Source organism: Streptomyces sp. 135 (genome assembly GCF_020026305.1).
Classification (GTDB): Bacteria; Actinomycetota; Actinomycetes; order Streptomycetales; family Streptomycetaceae; genus Streptomyces.
Window position 1 is genome coordinate 7,210,880 of the sequence record NZ_CP075691.1, and the last position, 25,961, is coordinate 7,236,840.

At 71.5% G+C, this 25,961-nt stretch carries 16 protein-coding genes and 1 pseudogene; 12 read left to right on the forward strand and 5 right to left on the reverse strand.

From position 1 onward, the window contains the following. Window positions 1-46 precede the first annotated feature (46 nt). From KKZ08_RS32460 to KKZ08_RS32470, 3 genes are all read left to right on the forward strand, one after another. Window positions 47-2,446: an MFS transporter gene (locus tag KKZ08_RS32460; RefSeq protein ID WP_223777820.1), complete on the forward strand. Its 2,400-nt coding sequence runs from the start codon at window positions 47-49 to the stop codon at window positions 2,444-2,446. A gap of 148 nt (window positions 2,447-2,594) precedes the next feature. Continuing rightward, window positions 2,595-5,405: a SpoIIE family protein phosphatase gene (locus tag KKZ08_RS32465; RefSeq protein ID WP_223777821.1), complete on the forward strand. Its 2,811-nt coding sequence runs from the start codon at window positions 2,595-2,597 to the stop codon at window positions 5,403-5,405. Between the two features lie 94 nt (window positions 5,406-5,499). Then, window positions 5,500-6,228: a class I SAM-dependent methyltransferase gene (locus tag KKZ08_RS32470; RefSeq protein ID WP_223777822.1), complete on the forward strand. Its 729-nt coding sequence runs from the start codon at window positions 5,500-5,502 to the stop codon at window positions 6,226-6,228. Between the two features lie 72 nt (window positions 6,229-6,300). Here KKZ08_RS32470 and KKZ08_RS32475 read toward each other — a convergent pair whose 3' ends face one another. After that, a complete protein-coding gene (locus tag KKZ08_RS32475) occupies window positions 6,301-7,176 on the reverse strand; it encodes a rhamnogalacturonan acetylesterase (protein WP_223777823.1) in 876 nt (291 codons plus the stop codon). 328 nt (window positions 7,177-7,504) lie between these two features. Between KKZ08_RS32475 and KKZ08_RS32480 the strand changes: the two genes are divergently transcribed. The 7 genes and pseudogenes from KKZ08_RS32480 to helR all read left to right on the forward strand — a co-directional run bounded on the left by KKZ08_RS32480 (window position 7,505) and on the right by helR (window position 17,731). Further along, window positions 7,505-8,803: an extracellular solute-binding protein gene (locus KKZ08_RS32480; RefSeq protein ID WP_223777824.1), complete on the forward strand. Its 1,299-nt coding sequence runs from the start codon at window positions 7,505-7,507 to the stop codon at window positions 8,801-8,803. 8 nt (window positions 8,804-8,811) lie between these two features. After that, the gene (locus tag KKZ08_RS32485) at window positions 8,812-9,795 is read left to right on the forward strand and encodes a sugar ABC transporter permease (RefSeq protein ID WP_223777825.1); all 984 of its coding nucleotides are present in this window, start codon (window positions 8,812-8,814) and stop codon (window positions 9,793-9,795) included. Next, entirely contained in the window at window positions 9,792-10,685 is an 894-nt protein-coding gene (locus tag KKZ08_RS32490) for a carbohydrate ABC transporter permease (RefSeq protein ID WP_223777826.1), read from the forward strand. Before KKZ08_RS32485 ends, KKZ08_RS32490 begins: the two co-directional genes overlap by 4 nt. 13 nt (window positions 10,686-10,698) lie before the next feature. Beyond that, window positions 10,699-11,288 (forward strand): annotated as a pseudogene (locus KKZ08_RS32495) (hypothetical protein). 272 nt (window positions 11,289-11,560) lie between these two features. Beyond that, on the forward strand, window positions 11,561-14,293 hold the full coding sequence (locus KKZ08_RS32500; RefSeq protein ID WP_223777827.1) for a Tat pathway signal sequence domain protein: 2,733 nt from the start codon (window positions 11,561-11,563) through the stop codon (window positions 14,291-14,293). A gap of 25 nt (window positions 14,294-14,318) precedes the next feature. After that, a complete protein-coding gene (locus KKZ08_RS32505) occupies window positions 14,319-15,359 on the forward strand; it encodes a rhamnogalacturonan acetylesterase (RefSeq protein WP_223777828.1) in 1,041 nt (346 codons plus the stop codon). Window positions 15,360-15,586: 227 nt separating this feature from the next. Next, window positions 15,587-17,731 (forward strand): RNA polymerase recycling motor ATPase HelR, encoded by a 2,145-nt coding sequence (helR, locus tag KKZ08_RS32510; protein WP_223777829.1) that lies wholly within the window; start codon window positions 15,587-15,589, stop codon window positions 17,729-17,731. 20 nt (window positions 17,732-17,751) lie between these two features. Here helR and KKZ08_RS32515 read toward each other — a convergent pair whose 3' ends face one another. The 4 genes from KKZ08_RS32515 to KKZ08_RS32530 form a co-directional block, all read right to left on the reverse strand. Then, a complete protein-coding gene (locus KKZ08_RS32515; protein ID WP_223777830.1) occupies window positions 17,752-18,783 on the reverse strand; it encodes a LacI family DNA-binding transcriptional regulator in 1,032 nt (343 codons plus the stop codon). Further along, window positions 18,780-19,715: a carbohydrate ABC transporter permease gene (locus tag KKZ08_RS32520; RefSeq protein ID WP_223777831.1), complete on the reverse strand. Its 936-nt coding sequence runs from the start codon at window positions 19,713-19,715 to the stop codon at window positions 18,780-18,782. Before KKZ08_RS32520 ends, KKZ08_RS32515 begins: the two co-directional genes overlap by 4 nt. Then, the gene (locus KKZ08_RS32525; protein ID WP_223777832.1) at window positions 19,712-20,644 is read right to left on the reverse strand and encodes a sugar ABC transporter permease; all 933 of its coding nucleotides are present in this window, start codon (window positions 20,642-20,644) and stop codon (window positions 19,712-19,714) included. Before KKZ08_RS32525 ends, KKZ08_RS32520 begins: the two co-directional genes overlap by 4 nt. Window positions 20,645-20,733: 89 nt before the next feature. Beyond that, window positions 20,734-22,062: an extracellular solute-binding protein gene (locus KKZ08_RS32530; protein WP_223777833.1), complete on the reverse strand. Its 1,329-nt coding sequence runs from the start codon at window positions 22,060-22,062 to the stop codon at window positions 20,734-20,736. Window positions 22,063-22,267: 205 nt separating this feature from the next. On the opposite strand from KKZ08_RS32530, the gene KKZ08_RS32535 reads away from it, so the two are divergent. Continuing rightward, the gene (locus tag KKZ08_RS32535; RefSeq protein WP_223777834.1) at window positions 22,268-24,292 is read left to right on the forward strand and encodes a beta-galactosidase; all 2,025 of its coding nucleotides are present in this window, start codon (window positions 22,268-22,270) and stop codon (window positions 24,290-24,292) included. A 74-nt stretch (window positions 24,293-24,366) separates the two neighbouring features. Then, window positions 24,367-25,926, forward strand: coding sequence for an arabinogalactan endo-1,4-beta-galactosidase (locus KKZ08_RS32540; protein WP_223777835.1), 1,560 nt, complete (start codon window positions 24,367-24,369; stop codon window positions 25,924-25,926). Window positions 25,927-25,961 lie beyond the last annotated feature (35 nt).

Sequence of the window (25,961 nt, forward strand, 5' to 3'; positions counted from 1 at the left end):
AAATGCGAGAAAGCTGGCGGCGCAGGCGCGACGAGGGGAGCAGTACGTGGGTGGGACGACGCTGGCGAAGGCCTCCGGGCGGGACAGCGAGGGGGCCGCACCGCCGGACGGCCGAGGGGCGGGAGAGCCGCCGCCGCGGGAACTCAGCCCCGGCCGCGTCCGCATGGTCTTCGTCGGGCTGCTGCTCGCCCTGCTGCTCGCCGCCCTTGAGCAGATGATCGTCGCCACCGCGCTCCCCAAGATCGTCGGAGAGCTGCACGGCCTGGACCGGATGTCCTGGGCGATCACCGCCTATCTGCTCACCTCCACCATCGGGCTGCCCATCTACGGCAAGCTCGGTGACCTCTACGGGCGCAAGGGCGTCTTCCAGTTCGCGATCGTCGTCTTCATCGTCGGCTCCGCCCTCGCCGGCTGGTCGCGCACCATGGACCAGCTCATCGCCTACCGCGCCCTCCAGGGCGTCGGCGCGGGCGGCCTCATGATCGGCGTACAGGCGATCATCGCGGACATCGTGCCGCCCCGGCAGCGCGGCCGCTACATGGGCCTCATCGGCGCCGGATTCGGCCTCGCCTCGGTCGCGGGCCCCCTCCTCGGCGGCTTCTTCACCGACCACGCCTCCTGGCGCTGGTGCTTCTACTTCAACGTGCCCTTCGGCCTGGTCACCCTGCTGGTGGTCACCCTCGCCCTCAAGCTGCCGAAGCCCACCGCCAGGGCCCGGCTCGACGTGCTCGGCGCGCTGCTCCTCGCCGCCGCCTCCACCTGCCTGGTGCTGCTCACCAGCTGGGGCGGGACCCAGTACGCCTGGGACGACCGGCTGATCCTCGGGCTCGGGGCGGGCGCCGTGGTGACGAGCCTGCTCTTCCTCGTCGCCGAGAGGTTCGCCGCAGAACCGATCATCCCGCTGCGCCTGTTCCGCGACTCGGTCTTCAACCTCACCTCCCTGGTGGGCATGGTCGTCGGGATCGCCCTCTTCGGAGCCGCCAGTTACCTGCCGACCTTCCTTCAGATGGTCGACGGCGCGAGCGCCACGGAGTCCGGCCTCCTGATGCTGCCGATGATGGCCGGTGTCGTCGGCGCCTCGATCGTCTCCGGGCAGCTCATCAGCCACACCGGGCGCTACAAGATCTACCCGGTGCTCGGCGGCGCCCTGTCCGTCGTCGGCATGTGGTTCCTCTCCCGCCTCGAAACCGACACGTCCCGCCTCGCGTACAGCGTCTGGATGGCGATCCTCGGCGCGGGCATCGGACTGGTCATGCCGGTCCTGATCCTCGCCGTGCAGAACACGGTCCGCCCCGGCGACCTCGGCACGGCCACCAGCGCGCACAACTACTTCCGGCAGATCGGCGGCAGCGTGGGAGCCGCCGTCTTCGGCACGCTCTTCGCCGACCGCCTCGCCGCGGCCCTCGCGGACCGGCTCCCCGCCGGGTCGGACAAGGACCTGCCCGATCCCGAGTCGCTCACCCCGCAGCTGGTCCACGCGCTGCCCACGCCGCTGCGCGAGGGTTACATCCAGGCCTACGCCGACGCGATGCCGCGGATCTTCCTCTACCTGGTGCCGGTGCTCGTCCTCGGCATGTTGCTCGCCTTCTTCCTCAAGGAGACCCCCCTGTTGTCCAGCGCCACTTCCCCCAACGCACCCGCCGCCGCGCCGGTGACCGTCCCGCACGCCCGTACGACGACGTACGCGGCGGGGGTCCCCGTCTGCGGCACCGTGCAGCACCCCGACGGCACCGTGGTGCCCCGCGCGGCCCTCACCCTCATCGACGTGGCCGGACAGCAGATCGGGCGCGGCGCGAGCGGCGAGGACGGGCGGTACGCCCTCTCGACGCCGGGATCCGGGTCGTTCGTGCTGATCGCGGCCGCCGGCGGGCACCAGCCGCAGGCCGTCACGGTCACCGTCGGCGAGCGGCCCGTCGAGCTCGACGTGGTCCTCGGCGGCGCGGGCCGCCTCGCGGGCACCGTGACGACCGCCGACGGGACGCCCGTTCGGGACGCCGCCGTCACCCTCACCGACGTCCGCGGCGAGGTCGTCGCCACCACCCGCAGCGGCCGCGAGGGCGGCTACGTCATGACCGAGCTGGTGGCCGGCGAGTACACCCTGGCGGCGAGCGCCCCCGCCTTCCGCCCCGCAGCGCTGCCGGTGACCGTGCAGGCCTCGCGCGAGACCCGCCAGGACGTGGAGCTCGCGGGCGGCGCGGTGCTGCGCGGCACGGTGCGGGCGGGCGGCGGACGGATCGTCGAGGACGCGCGCGTGACGCTGCTCGACGCCGCGGGCAACGTCGTCGACACCCTCACCACCGGGGCCGACGGCACCTTCCGCTTCGTCGACCTGTCGTCCGGCGAGTACACCGTCATCGCGGCGGGCTACCCGCCGGTCGCCACGGTCCTCCAGGTCGCGGGCGGCGGACGCACGGAGCGGGACCTTCAGCTGGGCCACGAGGACTGACGTACGGGGGAGGGGCGCTCAGGGGGGCGTGCGCCGGGGCTCTCGGGCCGCGGGCAATTATCGCATTGCCCCGCACGGCAACGCGCCCCAGCCGTACGGTGGTTGATGGCGGCTCAGATCTTGCGCCGCCGCGGAAGGAGCATGGGCCATGGAACGAGGCACTCCGGACGGGCCGGTGGCGCGGGGTGGTGCCGTGGCCGGACGCATCCCCTTGGCCGTGGTCGTCGTCGACGGCGCGGGACTCGTCTCGCACTGGAGCGTCGGAGCGCGCCGCCTCTTCGGACACCCCAAGGAGGAGGCCGTCGGCCGCCCCGCGGGAGATCTGCTCCCCGTCCACGGCGCGATCCACGAGGACGATGACCTCGATGGGGCTCACGACGCTCTCGGCCCCGGCCTGGAGACCTCCCTCGGCGGACGCCTCTCCTACCCGGCCGCGGGCCGGGCGCGACTGACAGGGCCGGGGCGCGGCGGCGGCCGGGTCGACGTCATCTGGTGGGCGTACCCGCTGGTGGGCCCCGGCCCGGAGCGCCTCCTGGTGCTCGCCGCCGACGCCGAGGCGCTGACCGCGCCCGAGGGGGTTGAGGCGGGGCGGGATGAGCGCGGTGGGCAGGTTCGGGTGGGCCAGGGGGCCTGGCGTGGCGAGCCGGTCTGGCGCGGCGAGGACGTCCAGTGCGGTGAGTGGGTCTCGCGCGGCGGGCAGGTCGAGACGGGCGAGGAGGTCCAGCGGGGCGAGCAGGTCCAGCGGGGCGATGACGTTCAGCGCGGCGAGGACATCCAATGCGGCGAGGACATCCAATGCGGCGAGCGGGTCCGGCACGCCGAGCAGGCCCAGCGTGGCGAAGACGTCCGACGCGGCCAGGAGGTCGAGCGCGGTGAGCAGGTCCAGACGGGCGAGCAGGCCCAGCGCGGCCAGGAAGTACGGCGTGGCGATGACGGCCAGTGCGGCCAAGAGGCCCAGCGCGGCGCGCAGGTCGAGCGGATCGTGCCCGGGTTCGCTCTGTACACGGACTTCCCCGGTGCGGACGAGCTGGCGGGTCGGCTGTCCGAGGTTCTGCCGAGCATGAGCGTGGGCGAGAGTTCCCGCATCGTCGCCCAGGTCCTCGAACTGGGCTATCCGGTGCTGGAGTTCAGTCGGCACGACCGGGTGCCCGTCACGCCGGACTGGGGCGTGGCCCGGCGCGACGAGCGCAAGGCGCGCAGGGAGCGGGCCGAGCGGGCCGCCGCGCACGGACTCCCCGCGGCCGGGCACGGCGCCGATGACGACGAGGGCGAGGACCTCGAATACGCGGCGGTGCGCGAGCGCCTCGAATTCCTCAACGAAGTCAGCGGACGCATCGGCTCCTCCCTCGATCTGTCGCACACGATCCTGGAGGTCAGCCGGGCGGTCGTGCCCCGGTTCACGGATGTCGCGGGCACGTACCTGCGCGAGCAGGTCGTCGCGGGCGAGGGGTTCCCCGAGGGGCCGCCGGACGAGACCACGCTGTGGCACAGGGTCGCCGTGGAGCACACCGATGAGCCGGGCCGCTGGGACGACGTCGTGCCGGTCGGCGAGTCCATGCCGTTCCCCGCGCACACGCCGTTCTTCCAGTGCATGACCTCCGGCGACCCGGTGCTCGTACCGCGCATCACCGAGGAGACGGGCAACGCCATCGCCTCCCAGTTCGAGAAGCGCGACATCCGCCCGCTCATCAACCACCGCTCGATGCTCGTCGTACCGCTCAAGGCCCGCAACGTGGTGCTCGGCTTCATGATCCTGCTGCGCCACCGGGAGCGGCCCGTCTTCAACGACATGGACCGCGTGACCGGCGCCGAACTGGCCGCCCGCGCGGGCCTCGTGCTCGACAACGCCCGCATGTACACCTACCAGGAGAGCGTCGCCGACACCCTCCAGAACAGCATGCTGCCGCACATCCAGCCCCGGATGCCCGGCTGCGACATCGCCACCCGCTATCTGCCCGGCACGCTCCTCGGCCGGGTCGGCGGCGACTGGTTCGACTCGGTCAAGCTGCCCGGGTCCAGGACCGCGCTCGTCGTCGGCGACGTGATGGGCCACGGGCTCAACTCCGCCGCGATGATGGGCCAGTTGCGTACGGCCGTGCAGACCATGGCCGCCCTCGACCTGCCGCCCGAGCAGCTCCTGCGCAACCTCGACGACCTCGCGCAGCGTCTCGGCGAGCACTACCTCGCGACATGCCTGTACGCGGTCTACGACCCGATCGCCGGCGAGCTGCGCCTCGCCAACGCCGGTCACATCCCACCCGTCCTGGTCCGCGCCGAGGACGGCCGCAGCGAGCTGCTCCACCTGCCCACGGGGGCGCCCATCGGCGTCGGCGGCGTCCCCTTCGAGTCGGCGCGGGTACGGGTGGCGCCCGGCGACCGGCTCCTGATGTGCACCGACGGCCTGGTGGAGGTCCGTGGCGAGGACATCGGCATCGGCCTCGCCACGCTCACCGAGTCCGCCGCGCACCCCGCGGCCTCCATGGACGCCGCCTGCGACACGATCATCCGGGCGCTCAACCCGCGCGGTGGCCGCAAGGACGACGTGGCGCTCCTCATGGCCCGGCTGAACGGCATCGGGGCCAAGGACGTCGCGCACTGGCGGCTCGCCCTCGACCCGAGTGAGGTGAGCAGGGCCCGCGAGCTGACCCGCGGGCAGCTGCGGGCCTGGTCCCTCGACGCCCTCGGTGACACCGCGGAGCTGCTCGTCAGCGAACTGGTCACCAACGTCGTACGCCACTCCCGCAGCAGCCGCCTCGACCTGCGCCTGGTCCGCTCCGGCACGCTGCTGTGCGAGGTCGAGGACGACGACCACGCGCTGCCCACGCTGCTCGGCGCGGGCCCCGGCGACGAGTACGGCCGCGGCCTCGGGGTCGTGAGCACCCTCGCCAAGGAGTGGGGCACGAGCCGCAGGGACTCGGGCAAGACGGTCTGGTTCGAACTGGCTCTTCCGAGCGGTTAGTTCACCAGGCGCCTTGTCGGCCGGGCAGGAGCGCGGTAGACCGATCTCGCCGCCGGGCTTCGGCGGCTCTCGTCGGACCGTGGGGAGCTGGAGCATGAGCGTCACGAGTCGGTACAGGGAGGCCTGGGAGGGATTCTGGCGAGAGGCCCCGGGCGAAGTGGGCGCCGTCATCTGGGACGCCGAGCCCGCGCTGACCGCCGGTCCCCATCTCGCCCTGTTCGAACCGCACTTGGCCGCGTCCGACCTGCCCGTGGTCGACGTGGGCTGCGGCAACGGCACCCAGACCCGCTACCTCGCCGACCGCTTCCCGCACGTCCTCGGCGTCGATCTGTCCGTCGCCGCCCTCGCCCACGCCCGCCACGCGGACCCCGCCGACCAGGCGGAGTTCCGGCAGCTCGACGCCGCCGACAAGGGCGCGGCGGAGCAACTGCACGCGGAACTGGGTGATGTGAACGTCTACATGCGCGGCGTCCTTCACCAGTGCGAGCCCGACGACCGCCAGGCGCTGGTCGACAGCATCGCGACGCTGACCGGCGAGCGGGGCAGGGCCTTCATCGTCGAGCTGTCCGAGGCGGCCAGGCCCATCCTGCGGGCCCTCGCGCAACGCCCCGAGGGCCCGCCGCCGAAGCTCGCCCCCGTCTTCGCGCACGGCATCGCCCCCGCCGAGGTGATCGACGACGCCGTGCCGCGATACGTGGCCGCGGCCGGCCTCGGCATCGTCACGAGCGGCGAACTGCCCCTCGCCACCACGGAGTTCCACCCGGACGGCACGCGTATTGAACTGCCCTCGAAGTGGCTGGTGGTGGGCCGGGCGGGCTGCTGACCGCGGCCGCCCCCTGGGGCCGCACCCCGACCCCGGGCCGTCACGTCGCCGCCTAGCCGCCTCGTCACCTCGTCAGGCAGAGGACGTCACCCCAGGACGCGGTCGGCCCGCCCGGGCAGCGGGGACCACTTCGCGGGAGATCGCAAGGCCGAGCCCGGCGACCGCCTGGGCGACCAGGCGAGCCATGCGGGCGGCTCCGTACTCCTGGAAGTGCGTGTTGTCCTGCACCCCGTTCGGGAAGTTCGGGTACTGCCCTGCGGCGAGCCACAGGAAGACCTTCTTCGAGGCCTCGACGCCGATCTGGTCGAGGTAGGCGCGGGAGAGCGCGGACAGATCGATCAGCGGGACGCCCTCCTCCGCAGCCACGGCCTTGGCGGCCGCCACGTACGCGGGGAAGGAGACGTTGAACCGGCCGGTGGACGGGTTGTAGTCGCGGCGCGAGACGGGGGTGACGACGACCGGTGTCGCCCCGCGGGCCCGGGTGGCGCGGATGTAGTCGTTGCGCAGGTACTCCTTGTAGTCCGCGGGCGGGGTGTAGCGCTCGGGCCTGCTCGCGGTGGCGTCGTTGTGGCCGAACTGGACGAAGAGATGGTCGCCCGGCCTGATCACGCGGTGGATGGCGGCGAGGCGGCCCTGCTCGATGAAGGAGCGTGAACTGCGGCCCCCGATGGCGTGGTTGGCGACCGTGACGGCGGGGGTGAAGCAGCGGGGGAGCAGCTGGCCCCAGCCCGCTTCGGGGTGGTAGGAGGCGCTGTACGTCTGTGCCGTGGAGTCGCTCGCGATGTAGAGGGTGGTGGCGGCCGCCGCCGTGGGCCCTGCGGCCCGTGCGGCCGGGCGCGGACCAGGCCGAGCCCGGCGAGGCCGAGCGCGGCGGCGCCGCCCGCGAGGAAGCGGCGGCGGCCGGTGACGTCGATCGGTGGGGGAGTCGCTGGGCGGGCCATGAACCACTCCTGGGGTCGTCTGGTCGGGCGGATCGAGGGGATCGAGGGGGATCGCTCGTCGCGTGGGACGGTCGGTCAGGAGTCGCCGCCGGGACGGGAAAGGTTGCGGGGTGCGCTGTCGAGCGTTTTCGAAGGGCGTCTGGATGAATCGATTCATGAAGTCCGACAGGCATTGTCGGATCACGGGCGGATGTTCGGCCACTCGTACACGAGAGAAGCGCTTCGACCAATTCCTGCCCGAACCGTTGACGTGTCCTGCGACTCTCCCTACGTTGGCCCGGCAAGCGCTTGCCTATAACGATTCAAGTCGCGGGTGAAGGAGCACAACTGTGCCTATGCATAAGGAACTCGACCGGCGGAGCCTGCTCAAGCTCACGGGTGGCTCGCTCGCCGCCCTCGGCGTGACGGCGGCGGGCTGCGGTGCCGGAAGCGGTTCCGGGGACGGCACTGTCACGCTCCGCTACGCGTGGTGGGGGTCCGACGACCGGGCCGAGCGGATCAACAAGACCATCGCGCTCTTCGAGAAGAAGCACCCGAAGATCAAGATCAAGACGGACTTCCAGCCGTACCTGGACTTCTGGAAGAAGTTCAACACCCAGGCGGCGGGCGGCAACCCGCCGGACGTCTTCCAGAACGCCATCGGCTTCCTGCGCAAGTACGACGAGCGCAACGTACTGCTCGACCTGCGCGAGCAGGTGAAGGCCGGGCACCTGCGGCTCGACGGCTTCCGCGCGGGCCTGGAGAAGTTCGGCGAGGTCGACGGCAAGCTCCTCGGCATCCCCGTCGGCAGCAACTCCATGGCCCTGGTGATCGACAAGCCGCTCTTCGCGAAGGCCGGCGTCACCCCCGAGCTGGGCTGGACCTGGGACGACTTCCACACCGCGATGGAGAAGATCCGCGACAAGGGCAGGCCGGGCGACAGCGGCCTGTACGGCGTCATGTACCTCTACGACCTGTATCTGCGCCAGCACGGCAAGGCCTTCTTCACCAAGGTCGGCCTCGGCTTCACCGAGGCCGACCTGAAGGAGTGGTGGACCAAGGGCCGACAGGGCGTCAGGTCCGGCATCTACGCCGACCCGAAGAAGGTCGCCCAGGTCAAGCCCAAGTCCGCGGTGGCCGCCGAACTCGCCGCCGCCGAGTTCACCTGGGACAACTTCACCGTCCGCTACACCGCCGAGGGCAAGAGCAGCTACGGCCTCGCGCCGATCCCGACCACCGACGGCAAGAAGACCGGACAGTACCTCGGCTCCCTGATGCTGAGTGGCTCCCGGCGCACCCGACACCCGCGCCAGGTCGCCCAGTTCATCGACTTCATGGTGCACGACGCCGAGGTCGCCGAGATCATGGGATACGACCGCGGGGTGCCGGCCACCACGGCGCAGTACGAGGCCTACCGGCCGTCCGAGGAGAGCGACAAGGTCATCGCCTCGGTCAACAAGGACATCGCCGCGTACGAGGAGAGCCTCGTCGACGCCGGCGTCCTGGAGACGATCACCCCGCATCCGGCGGGCGCGGACGTCTGCGAGGCGGCGTTCCTGCGCGTCGCCGAGGAACTCGCCCTCGGCAAGCGGTCGGTGGACGACGCCGTCGAGCAGTACTTCAACGAGTGCAAGACGGCACTCGGCTCCCGATGAGCGGCACGATGACTCCCTCGAAGGCCGCGACGGCGGCCACGGCGCCGGCGCGACGCCCTGCGGGCTCCCTACCCCCCGGCGGTGCCCGGCGCGGGCGGCGCGGCGAGAACCTCGCCGGGTACCTCTTCATGTCCCCCTGGATCGCCGGGTTCCTGCTGCTCACCGCGGGCCCGATGGTCGCCTCCCTCTACTTCGCCTTCACCGACTACAACCTCTTCGACGCGCCGAAGTGGATCGGCCTCGACAACTTCACCGAGATGTTCGGCGACCCCCGCTGGCGCACGTCGGTCGAGGTGACGCTCTGGTACGTGGTCGTCGGCACCCCGCTGAAGCTGGCCGCCGCGCTCGGCGTGGCGCTCCTGCTCAACCAGAAGCGGCGCGGCCAGGCCTTCTACCGGGCCGCCTTCTACGCCCCTTCGCTGATCGGCGCGAGCGTGTCCGTCGCCGTCGTCTGGAAGGCGATCTTCTCGGAGGACGCGATCGTCGACCGCGCCCAGAGCACCCTGTTCGGCATGGACGTGGGCGGCTGGACCGGCGACCCGGACTGGATCATCTACAGCCTGGTGGCGCTCACCGTCTGGCAGTTCGGCGCGCCCATGGTCATCTTCCTGGCCGGCCTCAAGCAGGTGCCGCGCGAGCTGTACGAGGCGGCGGCGATGGACGGCGCGGGCACCTGGCGGCGGTTCTGGCACATCACGCTGCCGCTGATCTCCCCCGTCCTGTTCTTCAACGTCCTCCTGGAGACCATCCACTCCTTCCAGATCTTCGCCTCCGCGTACATCGTCGGCGGCGGGGCGGGCGGCAACGCCTGTGGTCCGGCGGACGGCTCGCTCGTCTACACCTGCTACCTGTACGTCCAGGGCTTCGAGAACAGCCGGATGGGCTTCGCCTCCGCCATGGCCTGGATGCTGCTGCTCGCCGTCGGCCTGGTGACGGCGGTGCTGTTCTGGTCCCAGAAACGCTGGGTGCACTATGAGGAGGCATCCCGATGAGTACGGTGCGTACGGTGCGTACGGGGTCCACTGGGCCGGTGGCGGTTGCTGTGCGCGGGCGTGGGGGCGCCGGTTCGTGGGTCTGGCACCTCGGTGCCCTCGCCGTGCTCGCGGTGGTCCTCTACCCGGTGGTGTGGCTGATCGGCGGCTCCTTCAAGCACAACGACGAGATCGTCGGCAGCCTGGAGCTGTTCCCGACGGACCCGGTCACCTCGAACTACAGCGGCCTCGCCGAGGGCATCGCCGACATCTCCATCACCACCTTCTTCACCAACTCCCTCTTTCTGGCGGTCGGTTCGGTGGTGGGGGTGCTGGTCTCCTGCTCGCTGGCGGCTTACGCCTTCGCCCGGATCCGGTTCGCGGGCCGCAACCTCCTCTTCGCGCTGATGATCGGCACGCTGCTGCTGCCGTACCACGTACTGCTCATTCCGCAGTACGTGCTGTTCCAGAAGCTCGGCCTGATCAACACCTACACCCCGCTGCTGCTCGGCAAGTACCTGGCGGTCGACGCCTTCTTCGTCTTCCTGATGGTGCAGTTCATGCGGAACCTGCCGCGTGAACTGGACGAGGCGGCGCGGCTGGACGGCTGCGGGCATCTGCGGATCTACTGGTCGATCGTGCTGCCGCTGTGCCGGCCCGCGCTGATCACCAGCGCGATCTTCACGTTCATCAACGCGTGGAACGACTTCATGGGGCCGCTGATCTACCTCAACGACCCGTCGAAGTACACGGTCTCGCTCGGTCTGAAGATGTTCGTCGACCAGGAGGGGCTCGCCAACTACGGCGGCATGATCGCGATGTCGCTGGTGGCGTTGCTGCCGGTGGTCGCGTTCTTCCTCGCGTTCCAGAGGTATCTGATCGACGGCATGGCCACGTCGGGGTTGAAGTGACGGGGGCGGGGGGCTGTGCGGGTCGTCGCGGTGCGGGTGGCGGTGCGGGTGGTGGTGTGGGCGGGGGCGGTTCGGGGTCTTCGCGGAGTGTCTGTTGACCGGTGTGTGGGTCGTGGTGGCCGCGGTGCCGTTGGTGACGGTGCCGGCGGCGGTCGCGGCGGGGGCCGCGCATCTTCGGCGGCATCTGGCGCACGAGGCCGGGGGGTGGCGGGAGTTCGTGGCGGACTGGCGGGCCGCCGCGCGGCGGGGGTGGCTCGTGGGGTCGCGGGGTGGGGTGCGGTTGCTCTGCTGTGGGCGGATCTCGTGGTCGTACGGGCCGGGGGGCTGCCGGGGGGTGCGGTCGTGGGGGTGGTGGGGGTGCTGGTGATGTTCGCGGTGGTCGTGGCGGGGGTGCGGGCGGCTGTGGGATGGCGGCCTGGTGCGTCGTGGCGGAGGCTGCTCGTTGCGGCGGGGCGGGGGACGGTGCGGGATCCTGCGGGGTCTTTGGTGCTGGTGTGTGGGGTGGTCGTGGTGGGGGTGTCGGGGTGGTTCGCGGTGCCGTTGGCTGCGCCGGCTGTGGGGGTGCTTGTGGCTGCGGGGGTTGTGGTGGAGGGGCGGGGGTGAGGGGGCCGTTCTTCGGCTGCGGGGTGGTGGGGGTTGAGCGCGCAGTTCCCCGCGCCCCTGAGGGGGTGGGTGGTGGTGGTTGGGGGTGGGGTGCGGGTGGGTGGGGGCCGGTCGCGCGGTTCCCCGCGCCCCTTACGGGGCCGGTCGCGCGGTTCCCCGTGCCCCTTACGGGGCTGATCGCGCGGTCCCCCGTGCCCTGAATGGGTTTCTTCGCGCCCTTTCGGGGCGCGGTCATGCCTTGTCGATGAGACGTAAGGAAAGTGAGGGGCCGCATGCCTCCCGTAGCCCGTAGAGCTCTGCTCAAGGCCGCCGCCGCGGCCGGTGTCGCCGCTCAGTTCAGTTGGGCGCTCGGGGGTGGCCGGGCCCGGGCCGCGGTGCCCGTAGCCCCGGTGGCCGATGGGCCCGTACGTATTCGGTGGTTGGAGGACGGCGGGGTCGGGGCCGCCCCGGGGTCCACCTTCGGCGTGCCCTGGCCCAAGGGGCTGCACGGTGCCGATGCCACGTTCGCCCTCGCCGACGGCGACGGCAAGGACGTCACCGTGCAGAGCTGGCCCACCGCGTACTGGCCCGACGGGTCGTTGAAGTGGACGGCGCACGCGGTCGGCCCCGGGGTCGGCGACGCCGAGCGGTTCACGCTGAAGGTCGGGACCCCGGCACCGTACGAGGAGAAGGTCAAGGTCACCCGGAGCGGCCGCAAGGTCACCGTGGACACCGGTGTCATCACGGCGGTGATCGGCACGGACGGCGAGCGGCTCGTGCAGTCGGTGACACGGGGCGGCGGTACGAAGATCGCCACCGATGGACGGCTCGTCCTGCTCCGGCAAGGTGACATCGACGACGGCGACACCGGCCACGCCAAGTGGGAGCGGTTCGACGGGGAGATCGGCGCCGTCGTGGTCGAGCAGGACGGGCCTGTGCGTGCCGTCGTCCGTATCGACGGCAAGCACCGCAAGGGCAGCCGGAGCTGGCTGCCGTTCAGCGTCCGGCTGTACTTCTACGCGGGCGCCGAGTCGTTCCGCATGGTGCACACCATCACCTACGACGGCGACCAGGAGAAGGACTTCATCCGCGGGCTCGGCGTGCGCTTCACCGTGCCGATGCGCGACGCCCCGTACGACCGGCACATCCGCATCGCGGGTGAGGGCGAGGGCTTCCTCACCGAGGCCGTCAAGGGGATCACCGGGCTGCGCCGCGACCCCGGCGCAGCCGTGCGCGCCGCGCAGGTCAAGGGCGAGAAGCTGCCCGACCCCGCCACCTGGGACCAGCGCGTCACCAGCCGCCTGCAGTACATCCCGAGTTGGGGCGACTACACGCTCGCCCAGCTGTCCGCCGACGGGTTCACGCTGCGCAAGCGCACCGAGCCCGGCCGCGGCTGGATCCCCGCGGGCGGCGGCGGGCGCGCGAACGGCTTCGGGTACGTGGGCGGGGTGAGCGGCGGGTTCTCGTTCGGCCTGCGCGACTTCTGGGAGAAGCACCCCGCCCAGCTCGACATCCGCGGCGCGGCGGGCGACGAGGCGGAGGTGACCCTGTGGCTGTGGTCGCCGGAGGCGCCCGCCATGGACCTGCGCTTCTACCACGACGGGCTGGGCCAGGACACCTACCCGGAGCAGCTCGAAGGCCTCAACATCACCTATGAGGATTTCGAACCGGGTTTCGGCACCCCTTACGGCATCGCCCGCACCAGCGAGCTGATGTTCTGGGCCAACGCCGCGACACCCTCGACTGCCACGCTCGTCGACCAGGCCGCCGCCGTCCGCGTCCCGCCCCAGTTGGTCGCCGAACCCGGTCATGTGAGCGCCGCCGGCGTCTTCGGCGGGCTCTTCGCACCCGTCGACCGCTCCACGCCCGCGAAGGCCGAGATCGAGGACCACCTCGACTTCCTCTTCACGTACTACAAGGACCAGGTCGAACAGCGCCGCTGGTACGGCTTCTGGGACTACGGCGACATCATGCACACCTACGACGAGGACCGGCACCAGTGGCGGTACGACGTCGGCGGCTACGCCTGGGACAACTCCGAGCTCTCGCCCGACCTCTGGCTCTGGTACGCCTATCTGCGCTCGGGCCGCGCCGACATCTTCCGCTTCGCCGAGGCCATGACCCGCCACACCGGCGAGGTCGACGCCTACCACCTCGGCCAGTGGGCCGGGCTCGGCACCCGGCACGGCGTCCAGCACTTCGCCGACAGCGCCAAACAGCAGCGCATCTCCACCGCCGTCTACCGCCGCCCCTACTACTTCCTCACCGCCGACGAACGGGTCGGCGACCTCATGCACGCCCTCGTCGACTCCGACGAGACCTTCCTGGCCCTCGACCCGCTCCGAAAGATCCGCACCGAACCCTACGAACCCGATCGGCACGCCCTGTCCATCGGCTTCGGCACCGACTGGAGCGGCCTCGCGGGCGCCTGGCTCACCGAATGGGAACGCAAGGGCCCGAAGGCCCAGAAGGCCGAGGCCCGGCTGCGCTCCACCATGCGGACCATCGCCGCCCAGCCGAACGGCTTCGTACAGGGCAGCGGGCTGTACGACCTCGACACGGGCCGGTTCGCGGTCGCCGGCGAGCCCGCGGTGAACGTCTCGCACCTCTCCGCGATGTTCGGCCTCGTCGAGATGTGCGCCGAGCTGATCGACCTCATCGACCTGCCCGACTTCAAGGCGGCCTGGCTGGACTACTGCCGCTACTTCAACGCCACCAAGGCCGAGCAACGGCAGCGCTACGGCAAGGACTTCGGCAACCTGCTGCTCTTCCAGGGCCACTCCCGCCAGGACGCCTACGCCGCCGCCCAGTTGGAGGACGACCGGCTCGCCGCACGCGCCTGGCAGAAGTTCCACGACAGCGACGGCTACACCCGCGCCATGAAGTGGCAGCGGACGAGGATCGAGGGACCCGACGCCCTGGAACCGGGGTACGAGCACCCGCGGATCAGCACCAACGAGACCGCCCTGTTCGGCCTCGCCGCCATCCAGAATCTCGCCCTCATCGGCGACAAGCTGCCCGACTAGGACTCGAGTCCAAGGGAGTTCCCTCATGCAGCGGTACGGTTCCGTTCTCGTCGCGCTGGCCGCGACCCTGAGTGGCCTGGGCGCCGCGGCGCCCGCCCACGCCGACCGGGGCCACGGTCACGGCGAGGCCCTGGCGACGAGGAACGAGCACTGCACGGGCTCGGCCCCCGTCGTCTGCCACCTCGACGTCGCCCCGGGCACGTACGACGTGTCCGTCCTGCTCGGCGGCGCCACGGCGGGCCGCACCACCGTCACCGCCGAGACGCGCCGCACGATGCTCGCACCGACGCCGACCGGTGCCGGGCAGACCGTGCGGCGCGCCTTCACCGTCGACGTCCGCCACCCCGAGGGGGAGCCGACGGGGCCCGCCGGCAGCCCCGGCCTCGACCTGCGCTTCGAGGGCCCGGCGCCCCGGCTCGCGGGCCTGCGCGTCACTCCGGCGCCCCGCACGCCTCAGATCCTGCTCGCCGGGGACTCCACGGTCTGCGACCAGCCCGCGGAGCCGTACTCGGGATGGGGGCAGCAACTGCCGCGGTTCTTCGGCCGCGGCACCTCGGTGGCCAACTACGCCGACTCCGGGGAGGGCACGGAGTCCTTCCTCGCCAACCCGGCGCTCTTCCCGGCGCTGCTCGCCGAGGTCCGCCGGGGCGACCGCGTCCTCATCCAGCTCGCCCACAACGACAAGCAGACCCCGGCCGACGCCTACCGCGCACGCCTCACCACCATGACGGAACGCGTACGGGAGAAAGGCGGGCGCCCCGTCCTCGTCACACCGGTCGTCCGCCGGTGGTTCAACGCGGACGGCACCCTCGACAACGGCGTCGCCCTCCACGTGAACGGTCTTGGCGTCGACCTCCCCGCACAGATGCGCTCCCTCGCGGCGGAGCTTGACGTACCGCTCATCGACCTCACCGCGCTGAGCAAGCGGCGGGTCGAACAACTGGGCCCCGAGGCATCCAAGGCGCTCTACCTCTACGACGAGGCGCGCGACAACACGCATACGTCGGTGAGGGGAGCCACGGAGTTCGCGGCGCTGGTGCGCGATGCGTTGAGGGAGCTGCGCTGAGGGAGCTGGGTTGAGGGTGATGAAGTGAGCCGGCAGGAGGCGTACCCACTCCTTGCCACTCTCAACTTATAGCGCACAGGGGGGCTTGCGGCAAGGCCCCCGTGGTACGGCAAGATCCCGGGTCTCAAGCCAAGGACCTGCGAAAACGGGAGAACCACGTAGTGCGCTTGCCGACCGATGCCGTGCCCTCCGCGAACTCAGTGACCTCTGTTACCTGTGCGACTTCTGTGATCACCAGCGCGTTCGACCTCCCCGGCCACCTCGCCCCGAAGGCCGACCCCACGCTGATCGCCGGCGACGAGCAGCACTTCGCCGTCATCGCGGCGAGCCTGGAGGAGACGATCAGCGAACTGTCCGACCGCCTCGAAGCCACGCGCAGAGCGCCCGGCGGCATCGGCCGCGAGGCCATGGACCGGGACCTGGAGATCCACCGGCTCACCGGCCGCCTGCGCACCCTGCGCCGCTTCGGCCTCGATCTGTGCCTCGGCCGCGTCGTCGGCACGGACAGCGCCGAGCCCGTCTACATCGGACGGCTCGGCCTCACCGACAGCGAAGGCCGTCGCCTGCTGGTCGACTGGCGTTCGCCCGCCGCCGAGCCGTTCTTCGCGGCCACCCACGCCCACCCCATGGGGCTCGCGAGCCGCCGCCGGTACCGCTGGACCGGCGGCAGGATCAGCGACTACTGGGACGAGGTGTTCACCGCCGACGGGCTCGAAGGACACGCCGCGCTCGACGACCAGTCCGCGTTCGTCGCCGGTCTCGGCGGCCACCGCTCGGCCCGGATGCGGGACGTGCTCTCCACCATCCAGGCCGACCAGGACGCCATCATCCGGGCGGGCTCGCGGGGCGCCCTCGTCGTCGACGGCGGCCCGGGCACCGGCAAGACCGTCGTCGCCCTGCACCGCGCAGCCCACCTCCTCTACGCCGACCCCCGCCTCGGACACCGCCGCGGCGGCGTGCTGTTCGTCGGCCCGAGCCGCCCCTACCTCGCCTACGTCTCCGACGTCCTGCCCAGCCTCGGCGAGGAGGGCGTACAGACCTGCGTCCTGCGTGACCTGGTCACCGAAGGCGCCACGGCCACGGTCGAGAGCGACCCGCACGTCGCCCGCCTGAAGGCGTCCGCGGACATGGTGCGGGCCATCGAACCGGCCGTCGCCCTCTACGAGGAGCCGCCCACCGAGGGAATGACGGTCTCCAGCCACTGGTCCGACATCTGGCTCAGCGCCGAGGACTGGGCGGCGGCGTTCGACGCCGTCGAACCGGGCACCCCGCACAACGAGGCACGCGACCAGATCCGGGAGGAGCTGCTCACCATCCTCATGGACAAGGACGACAGCGACGCCCCGCCCCACCTGCTGCGCAGGTCACTCCTCCAGGACCGCGAACTGACCCGCACCCTCAACCGCGCGTGGCCGATGCTGGAGGCGAGCGACCTCGTCGGCGACCTGTGGTCCGTACCGGCCTACCTGCGCAAGTGCGCCCCCTGGCTCGGCATCGACGACGTCCGCAGGCTCCAGCGCGCGGACGCCCAGGCCTGGACCGTCTCCGACCTGCCGCTCCTGGACGCCGCACGGCAGCGGCTAGGCGACCCCGAGGCGTCGGCGCGGGGGCAGCGGCGGGAAGCCGCCGTCGCCGCCGAGCGGGCCCGCCGGGCCGACGCCATGGACAGCCTGCTCCAGAACGTCGAGATCGACGAGAGCGAAGGAGCGCTCGGCATGCTCCACGGAAGGGACCTCCAGGACAGCCTCATCGACGAGAGCGCGCTGCCCACCGCAGAACCGGACCTGCTCGCCGGGCCCTTCGCGCACATCATCGTCGACGAGGCGCAGGAACTGACCGACGCCGAATGGCAGATGCTGCTCCAGCGCTGCCCGTCCAGGAGCTTCACCATCGTCGGTGACCGCGCCCAGGCCCGGCACGGCTTCACGGAGTCATGGCGGGAACGGCTGGAGCGGGCGGGGCTCGACCAGATCGAGACGGCCTCGCTGAGCATCAACTACCGGACCCCGGAGGAGATCATGGCCGAGGCCGCACCGGCGATCCGGGCCGCGCTGCCGGACGCGAACGTGCCGACCTCCGTCCGCAGCACCGGCGTTCCGGTCGTCCGCGGATCCACCGCCGACCTGGAGGAGGTCCTCGACACCTGGCTCGCCGCGCACGGCGACGGGGTCGCCTGTGTCATCGGCGACCCCGCCTTCCGGGACGCGCCCCGCGTGCGGTCCCTGACCCCGGAGCTGTCCAAGGGGCTCGAATTCGACCTGGTCGTCCTCGTCGACCCGCAGGCGTTCGGGGAGGGGATCGAGGGAGCGGTCGACCGCTATGTCGCGATGACCCGGGCGACCCAGCGGCTCGTCGTCCTCACGAGCCCCTGAGCGCCGGCCCCGTCCATGGCTCAGGCCGAGCCGCGCCGCACCAGCTCCGTCGGCAGGATCACCGCCGCCGGGTCCTCGCCGCCGATCTGGGCGAGCAGGACCCGTACCATCTCCGCGCTGATGCGGTCCCAGGGCTGGCGGATCGTCGTCAGCTCGGGGTGCGCGCCGAGCGCGGCCGAGGAGTCGTCGAAGCCGCCGACCGCGATGTCCTCGGGGACCCGCCGCCCGGCCCGCTGGAGCGCCGCGACCGCGCCCTGCGCCATCAGGTCCGAGGCGACGAACAAGGCGTCCATGTCCGGTACGCGGCCGAGGAGTTCGGCGGCGCCCGCCTCACCGCTGGCCCGGCTGTAGTCACCGGACACCACGAGCCGGTCGTCGGCCGCCACGCCTGCCTCGGCGAGCACCTCCCGGTACCCGGCGAGGCGTTCGGTGCCGCCCGGGGTGTCCAGCGGGCCGGTGACCATGCCGACGGTGCGGCGCCCGAGCGAGAGCAGATGACGGACCATGTCGCGCGCGCCGTCCCGGTCGTCGGCGGCGACGTACGCCACCTTCGACGCCTGCCCGAGCGGCTTCCCGCACGCCACCAGGGGCACGCCCGCCTCGCGCAGCCGGGCCGCGAGCGGATCGCCCGAGTGGCTGGAGACGAGCAGGACACCGTCCACGTGCCCGGCGGTGATGTAGCGCGTGATGCGCCGCCGCTCGTCCTCCGTGCCCGCGATCATCAGGAGCAGCGGGATGTCGTGGGCGGCGAGGGCCTGCGTGCAGCCGCGCAGCAGGACGTTGAAGTTCGGGTCCTCGAAGAAGCGCTCCTGCGGCTCGGTGAGCAGGAAACCGACCGAGTCCGAGCGGCCCGTGATGAGGGAGCGGGCATGGCGGTTGACGACGTAACCCGTCCTGCGGATCGCGGAGTTGACCGCCTCCTGCGCGGCGGGGCTGACGTAGTGACCGCCGTTGAGCACCCGCGAGACGGTGCCGCGCGAGACGCCCGCCTCGCGCGCCACGTCATGGATGGTCGGCGCCTTGCGGCGCTGCTCCGGCTTGCTCATGGTCATGACTTTACGGCGCCCGACAGCAGGTCGAGGCTCCAGAAGCGCTGGACCACCAGGAACAGGGCGATCAGCGGGATCACGGCGAGCAGGGCGCCGGTGACGACGAGGGTGTAGAGCGCCGGGGTGTTGGAGCCCTGTTCGAGGAGCGTGAACAGGCCGAGCGTGATGGGGAACTTCTCGTCGTCGCTGAGCATGATGTAGGGCAGCAGGAAGTTGTTCCAGACGGCGACGAACTGGAACAGGAACACCGTCACCAGGCCCGGCACCATCATCGGCAGCGCGATCCGCGTGAAGATCCGCCACTCGCCCGCCCCGTCCATGCGCCCGGCCTCGACCACGTCGCCGGGCACGGCGGCGGTGGCGTAGATCCGGGCGAGGTAGACCCCGTACGGGGAGAGGATCAGCGGCAGCAGGACGGACGCGTAGGAGTCGGTGAGGTCCGCCTCGGCCAGGAGCAGGTACTGGGGGACGGCCAGGATGACGGGCGGCATGAGGACGCCGGCGAGCAGGATGTTGAAGATGCTCTCGCGGCCGCGGAAGCGGTAGGTCGCGAGGGCGTAGCCGCTAAGGGCGGAGACGGCGGTGGAGAGCAGGGCGCCGACGCCCGCGTAGAGGGCGGAGTTGGCCATCCACTGCCAGTAGACGCCGTCGCGGTAGGCGCTGAGGTCGGCGAGGTTCTCGGTGAAGCCGGTGCCGGGCAGGAACGTGAAGGTGGAGAACAGCTCGCTGCCCGACTTGGTCGAGGCGATCACCACCCAGGCGACGGGCAGCAGACAGTACAGGGTGCCGAGCAGCAGCGCGGCGGTCGGGACGAGGGCGACGCGGCGGGGCGGGGGCGGGCCCTGGGCGGTCCCCGGGGTGGTGCCCGCGGCCGGCGCGGACTTACGGCTCTCGCGGCGTCCGCGGTTCTTGTCGTCCAGCACAAGAGAACTCATCGTGCTTCCCCCTGCTGTCGGGTCTGCTTCGTACGGGAGTTGGCGGCGCGCAGGAAACCGAAGGACACGACGAGCGTGACGACGGCGATCAGCACCGCGGTGGCCGCCGCCGAGTGGATGTCGCCCTTGCCGAAGGCGTCCTGGTACACCTTCATCAGCGGACTCCACGTCGTGGGCACGGCGTTGGTGAGCGGCTTGAGCGTCGTCGGCTCGCTGAACACCTGGAGCGTCGCGATGATCGAGAAGAAGAAGGTGAGCACCAGCGACGGCGCCACCATCGGGATCTTGATGCGGAGCGCGATCTGGAGCGGCGAGCAGCCGTCCAGCTTCGCCGCCTCGAACACCTCGGCCGGGATGGCCCGCAGCGAGGTGTAGATGACGATCATGTTGAAGCCGGTGCCGCCCCAGACCGCGATGTTGGAGAGCGCGAGGTAGAGCGGCCCGCCGTCGAGCAGGTCAGGCTGCGGCAGCCCCAGCCTGTCGAGGACGAAGTGGAAGGGGCTGACGTCCGGCAGGTACAGGAACCCCCACAGCAGTGCGGCGACGACGCCCGGCACGGCATACGGCAGGAAGATCGCGAGCCGGGTGAAGGACGTGAGCCGCACCCGCTCGCTGTCCAGCAGCAACGCGAAGAGCAGCGCGAGGCCGAGCATCGCGGGGATGACGATCGCGCCGTAGCCGAGCACGCGCAGCGCGCCGTGCAGCAGCTCGGAGTCGGTGAGCGCGGCGGTGTAGTTCTCCACGCCCGCCCACACCTCGCGCCGCGCGTCCTTGCCGAGGCCGAGGCCGGACACCTCGACCTTGTGGAGGCTGAGCCAGAGCGCGTAGCCGATGGGCAGGGCGAAGAAGAGGGCGAAGAGCAGGGCGGCGGGGAGCAGGAAGCCGTAGGGGGCGGCCTTGAGACCGTAGGAACCGCGGCGGGACGTCACGGCGGACGACTTCCGTCGCGTCGGCGCCCCTCGTGCCGGCCTCCGTCGCGTCGGCTTCGGGCGCGCGGGCTTCTGTCGCGTCGGCGCTGTCACCGCGCGACCTCGAAGCCCTGCTTCTTCAGGTCCGCGACCGTCTCGTCGTGCATGGTCTTCAGGGCGGCGCCGAAGTCCGACCTGTTCTTTGCGGCGGAGCCGAAGGCGTCCTTGAAGGCGGTGTAGGCGACGTTCACGTTCGGGCCCCAGGCGCCGGGGGCGGTGGTCTTCGCGATGGCGGCGGCCCGGGTGTAGAAGTCGGGCTGGTTCGCGAAGTAGGCCGGGGCCTCGGCGAGCGCGCCGCCGGTCTGCGCCTCGGTGGCGGCGGGGTAGATGCCGCTCTCCTTCACGAGCGCGGCGAGCGCCTTCGGGTCGGTGTTCAGCCAGGCGGCGAACTTCGCGGCGGCCTCCTTGTGCTCGGAGTCCGTGGTGACGGCGGTGGAGGAGCCGCCCCAGCTGCCGGTCACGGCCTTGCCGGACTCCCACTGGGGGAGCGGGGCCATCGCCCACTTGCCCTTGGTGTCGGGCGCGGCGGTGGTGAGGGTGCCGGGTGCCCAGACGGCGCTGACCCAGGCGATCTGCTTGCCGGTATTGAGCGCCTTGTTCCAGGAGGGCGTGTACATCGGCTGGTTGTCGATGGCGCCCTCCTTCACGAGGCCGCCCCAGAAGTCGGCGACCTTGCGCGTCGCCGGGTCGTCGATGCCGACCTTCCACTGCTCGCCCTCTGTGGTCCACCACTGGGCGCCGGCCTGCTGGGCGAGGCCCGCGAAGAGGCCCGAATCGTTGGCGGAGAAGGTGGTGAGGTCCTTGTCCGGGGCCTTCTTCTTCAGCGCGCGGGCGGTCCGCGCGAACTCCTGCCACGTCTTCGGGACCTTGAGGCCGTACTTCTTGAAGAGGTCGGCGCGGTAGTAGAACATCATCGGCCCGGCGTCCTGCGGCACCGCGTACACGGCGTCCGTGCCGAGGGTGGTCTGCTGCCAGACGCCCCGCGCGAACTTCGCCCGCACGCCGTGGACCTGCCCCGCTATGTCGGCGAGCGCGTCATTGCTGACGAGGGTGGGGAGGGCCTGGTACTCGGCCTGCACCAGGTCGGGCGCCTTGTGCGCCTTGTGCGCGGTGAGGATCTTGGTGACCAGGGTGTCGCCGGACGCCTGCTTCTTGACCGTGACCTCGATCCGGTCCTTCTTGCCCGGGCCGTCGTTCCAGAGGTCGACGACCTTGTCCATGCCGGGCGCCCACGCCCAGTACGTCAGTGAGACCGGGCCGTTCGACCCGGTCCCGGCGTCGTCGTCGTCCGATCCGCAGGCGGTGAGCGTGGTGGCGCCGAGCGCGACGGCGACGGCGACGGCGGCCGCGGTGAAGCGGCGTGGCGTGTTCTGCGGCATGGATCCTTCTCCCCTGGGCCGGCCCCCGCCTGTTGCGAGCACCTGCCATGCGTCTTGGGCGGGCCGTGCGGCCTTCTGTGAGCGTTCACAGTAGAGAAACATCCAGGACACTTGTCAATGGTTGTTGCTCTGCGGTTATGTTGGACCGACGCCGCCTGTTGCGTGTGTGCACGTTCCCAAATGATCGATTTCTCGGGAGAGATCCATGCCGGACCAAGCCCCCAAGGGCCTCACCCGCCTCGCGTTCGGCGGGGACTACAACCCCGAGCAGTGGCCGGAATCCGTCTGGCGCGAGGACGTCACGCTGATGCGCGACGCGGGCGTCACCATGGTCAGCGTCGGGATCTTCTCCTGGGCGCTGCTCGAACCGGCCCACGGCACCCACGACTTCGGGTGGCTCGACCGCCTCCTCGACCTGCTGCACGAACACGGCGTCCGCGCCGACCTCGGCACCCCCACGGTCGCACCGCCCGCCTGGTTCTACCGCGAGCACCCCGACGCTCTGCCCGTCACCGCCGAAGGCACGCGGTACGAGTTCGGCTCACGCGGCGCCATCTGCCACAGCCACCCCGCCTACCGCGCGGCCGCCGCGGACATCACCACCCGCCTCGCCGCCCGCTATGCCGACCACCCCGCCCTCGCCCTGTGGCACGTGCACAACGAATACGGCGTCCCCGTCTCCGCCTGTTACTGCGACACCTGCGCCGCCCACTTCCGGCGCTGGCTGGAGACCACGTACGAGACGGTCGAAGCCGTCAACGAGGCGTGGGGGACGGCCTTTTGGGGGCAGTGGTACGCCGACTTCGCGCAGATCAACCCGCCGCGCGTGACGCCGACCGTCGGCAACCCCGCCCAGGCCCTCGACTACCGGCGCTTCGCCGACGCGACGATGCGGGAGAACTTCGTCCGCGAACGCGACATCCTGCACCGCCTCGCCCCCGGCATCCCCGTCACCACCAACTTCATGACGGCCCTCAGCCAGTGCGACTCCATCGACTACTGGGCCTGGGGCCGCGAGGTCGACCTGGTCTCCAACGACCACTACCTCATCACCGACGGACGCCGCACCCACGTCAACCTCGCCATGGCCGCCGACCTGACCCGCTCCGTGGCGGGCGGCGCGCCCTGGCTGCTGATGGAGCACGCCGCCGGTGGCGTCAACTGGCAGCCCCGCAACCCCGCGAAGGCGCCCGGGGAGATGGCCCGCAACTCGCTGGGCCATGTGGCGCGCGGCTCCGAGGGAGCCATGTTCTTCCAGTGGCGGCAGTCCCGGCGCGGCGCGGAGAAGTTCCACTCGGCGATGCTGCCGCACGCGGGCACGGACTCACGGCTGTGGCGGGAAGTGGTCCGGCTCGGTTCCGACATCGACGCCTTGAGCGAGCTGCGCGGCACCCGCACCGTCGCCGACACCGCCATGCTCTGGGACTGGCACTCCTGGTGGGCGCAGACCCTGGAGTGGCGGCCCAGCGAGGACCACGACGCCCGCGAGCGCGCCGACAGCTTCTACGAAGCGCTCTACGACCGGCACCTCACCGTCGACTTCGCCCACCCCGAAGCCGACCTGTCGTCCTACCCCCTGGTCGTCGTGCCCGCCCTGTACCTCGCCACCGAGGCCACCGCGCGGAACCTGCGGGCCTACGTCGAGGGCGGCGGCACGCTCGTCGTCTCCTACTTCTCCGGCATCGTCGACCAGCACGACGCCGTGCACCCCGGCCCCTACCCGGGCGCCCTGCGGGACGTCCTCGGCCTGACCGTCGAGGAGTTCTCGCCGCTGCTCCAGGGGCAGCGGACGCGGATCACCGGGCCCGACGGCGCGGAGCTCTCGGGCGACGTGTGGAGCGAGATCGTGGTGCCGCGCGGGGCCGAGGCCGTGTGGACGTACGCCGACGGGCTCGCCGCCGGACAGCCGGCCGTCACCCGGCACCGGCTGGGCGGCGGCACCGCGTGGTACGTCTCCACGCGGCTCACGGCGCACGACCTGGACGTGATCCTCGCCGCCGCCTGCGCGGACGCCGGGGTCGAGCCGCGGCCCGAACTCCCGCGTGACGTCGAGGTGGTGACCCGCGCCGGCGAGAGCGGGACGTACCTCTTCGTGATCAACCACACCGGTGACGAGGCGAAGGTGCCGCTGGCCGGGTCCGGCGGCGAACTGCTCACGGGGGAACGTGTCGCGGGACGGCTCGGCGTGCCCGCGGGGGCCGTGCGGGTCGTGCGGCTGGACGAGGACTGATGGTGCACCCCCTTCCCCCGTCCATTCAACGCCGACCCACTCCCAAGTACCGCGAAGTCGAAGGGGCATCGACGATGCACGGCAACAACGGAACACGCACCACCGGCACGACCCGCAGAGCCGTCCTGGCGGCAGCCCTCGCGGGCGGCGCCGTCCTCGCGCTGCCCGCCCCGGGCGCCCGAGCCACCAGCACCCTCGTGGGCGGTGGCTTCGAGAGCGGCCTCACGGGCTGGTCCGGCCACGGCACCACCGGCGCCGCGTTCACCGAGGCGGGCGGCCGCGGCGGGGGCCTGCGGCTCTCCCACTGGGCGTCATCGGCGTACCAGGTCGAGACGTACCAGTACCTCACCGGCCTCACGGACGGCACGTACACGCTGACGGCCTGGGTCCGCTCCAGCGGCGGCCAGAACGCCGCCTACATCGCGCTCAAGAGCGGGAGCGCCGAGCAGCGCACCGACCTGCCGCCCACCCCGAACGGCGCGTGGCTCCGCCTCGTCACGTCGGTGCGGGTCACCGGCGGTGCGTGCACCGTCCGGCTCGTCTCCGACGCGCACGCGGGGGAGTGGGCCAACTTCGACGACGTCACGTTCACCCCGGGGTCGACGGGCCTGGCCGTCAAGGGCGGTGACGTCTCCACGCTCGCCAAGAACGAGGCGCACGGGGCGACGTACCGCTACGCCGACGGTGCGAGCGGCGACGCGCTGGCGATCCTGGGCTCGGCGGGCATGAACTACGCCCGGCTGAAGGTGTGGGTGAACCCCGCCGACGGCTACAACGACAAGGCGAAGGTCCTCGCCACGGCCAAGCGGGCCAAGGCGCGCGGCATGAAGCTGCTCGTGGACTTCCACTACTCCGACAGCTGGGCGGACCCGGGCAAGCAGAACAAGCCCGCGGCCTGGGCCACGCACGGCTACAGCCAGTTGACGAAGGACGTGTACGACCACACGTACGACGTCCTGAACGCCCTGAAGGCGCAGGGCACCACCGCCGACATGGCGCAGATCGGCAATGAGCTCAACGGGGGCATGCTCTGGCCCGAGGGCTCGACCGACGACTGGGACCGCCTCGCGGGGCTGCTGAAGTCGGGGGCCCAGGCCGCCAAGGCGGTGTCCTCGGGCACCCGGGTCGCCCTGCACCTCGCGGAGGGCGGTGACAGCGCGGGCACCCGCTGGTGGTTCGACCAGGCGGTCTCCCGCGGTGTGCCCTTCGACGTCATCGCCCTGTCGTACTACGGCTACTGGCACGGTCCGCTCAGCGGGCTCCAGGCCAACCTCGACGACGTGGCGGCCCGTTACCGCAAGCCCGTCCTGGTCGCCGAGACGGCCTACGCCCACACGCTGGCCAATGGCGACGACCTGGAGAACAACGTCGCCCGCGCCGATCAGCTCGCCGCGGGTTACCCCGCTACCCCCGCCGGGCAGGCCGCGAACCTGCGGGACGTCATGAACGTCGTGGAGGCCGTCCCCGGCGGCCGCGGGCTCGGCGTCGTGTACTGGGAACCGGCCTGGACGGCGGTCGACGGCAGTGGCTGGGACCCCGCCGACCCGTCGTCGGGGAACGCGTGGGAGAACCAGGCGCTGTTCGGCTACGACCGCCGACTCCTGCCCGCCGCCCGGTGGTTCGCGCACCGCTGAGTTCCAGAAGGTTTTGTCAGAAGCATTGACGGAGC

Coding starts and splice junctions, on each gene's coding strand:
- KKZ08_RS32465 (WP_223777821.1), top strand. CDS start 2,595: ATGGAACGAGGCACTCCGGACGGGCCGGTGGCGCGGGGTGGTGCCGTG.
- KKZ08_RS32470 (WP_223777822.1), top strand. CDS start 5,500: ATGAGCGTCACGAGTCGGTACAGGGAGGCCTGGGAGGGATTCTGGCGA.
- KKZ08_RS32480 (WP_223777824.1), top strand. CDS start 7,505: ATGCATAAGGAACTCGACCGGCGGAGCCTGCTCAAGCTCACGGGTGGC.
- KKZ08_RS32485 (WP_223777825.1), top strand. CDS start 8,812: ATGACTCCCTCGAAGGCCGCGACGGCGGCCACGGCGCCGGCGCGACGC.
- KKZ08_RS32490 (WP_223777826.1), top strand. CDS start 9,792: ATGAGTACGGTGCGTACGGTGCGTACGGGGTCCACTGGGCCGGTGGCG.
- KKZ08_RS32500 (WP_223777827.1), top strand. CDS start 11,561: ATGCCTCCCGTAGCCCGTAGAGCTCTGCTCAAGGCCGCCGCCGCGGCC.
- KKZ08_RS32505 (WP_223777828.1), top strand. CDS start 14,319: ATGCAGCGGTACGGTTCCGTTCTCGTCGCGCTGGCCGCGACCCTGAGT.
- KKZ08_RS32515 (WP_223777830.1), bottom strand. CDS start 18,783: ATGACCATGAGCAAGCCGGAGCAGCGCCGCAAGGCGCCGACCATCCAT.
- KKZ08_RS32520 (WP_223777831.1), bottom strand. CDS start 19,715: ATGAGTTCTCTTGTGCTGGACGACAAGAACCGCGGACGCCGCGAGAGC.
- KKZ08_RS32530 (WP_223777833.1), bottom strand. CDS start 22,062: ATGCCGCAGAACACGCCACGCCGCTTCACCGCGGCCGCCGTCGCCGTC.
- KKZ08_RS32535 (WP_223777834.1), top strand. CDS start 22,268: ATGCCGGACCAAGCCCCCAAGGGCCTCACCCGCCTCGCGTTCGGCGGG.
- KKZ08_RS32540 (WP_223777835.1), top strand. CDS start 24,367: ATGCACGGCAACAACGGAACACGCACCACCGGCACGACCCGCAGAGCC.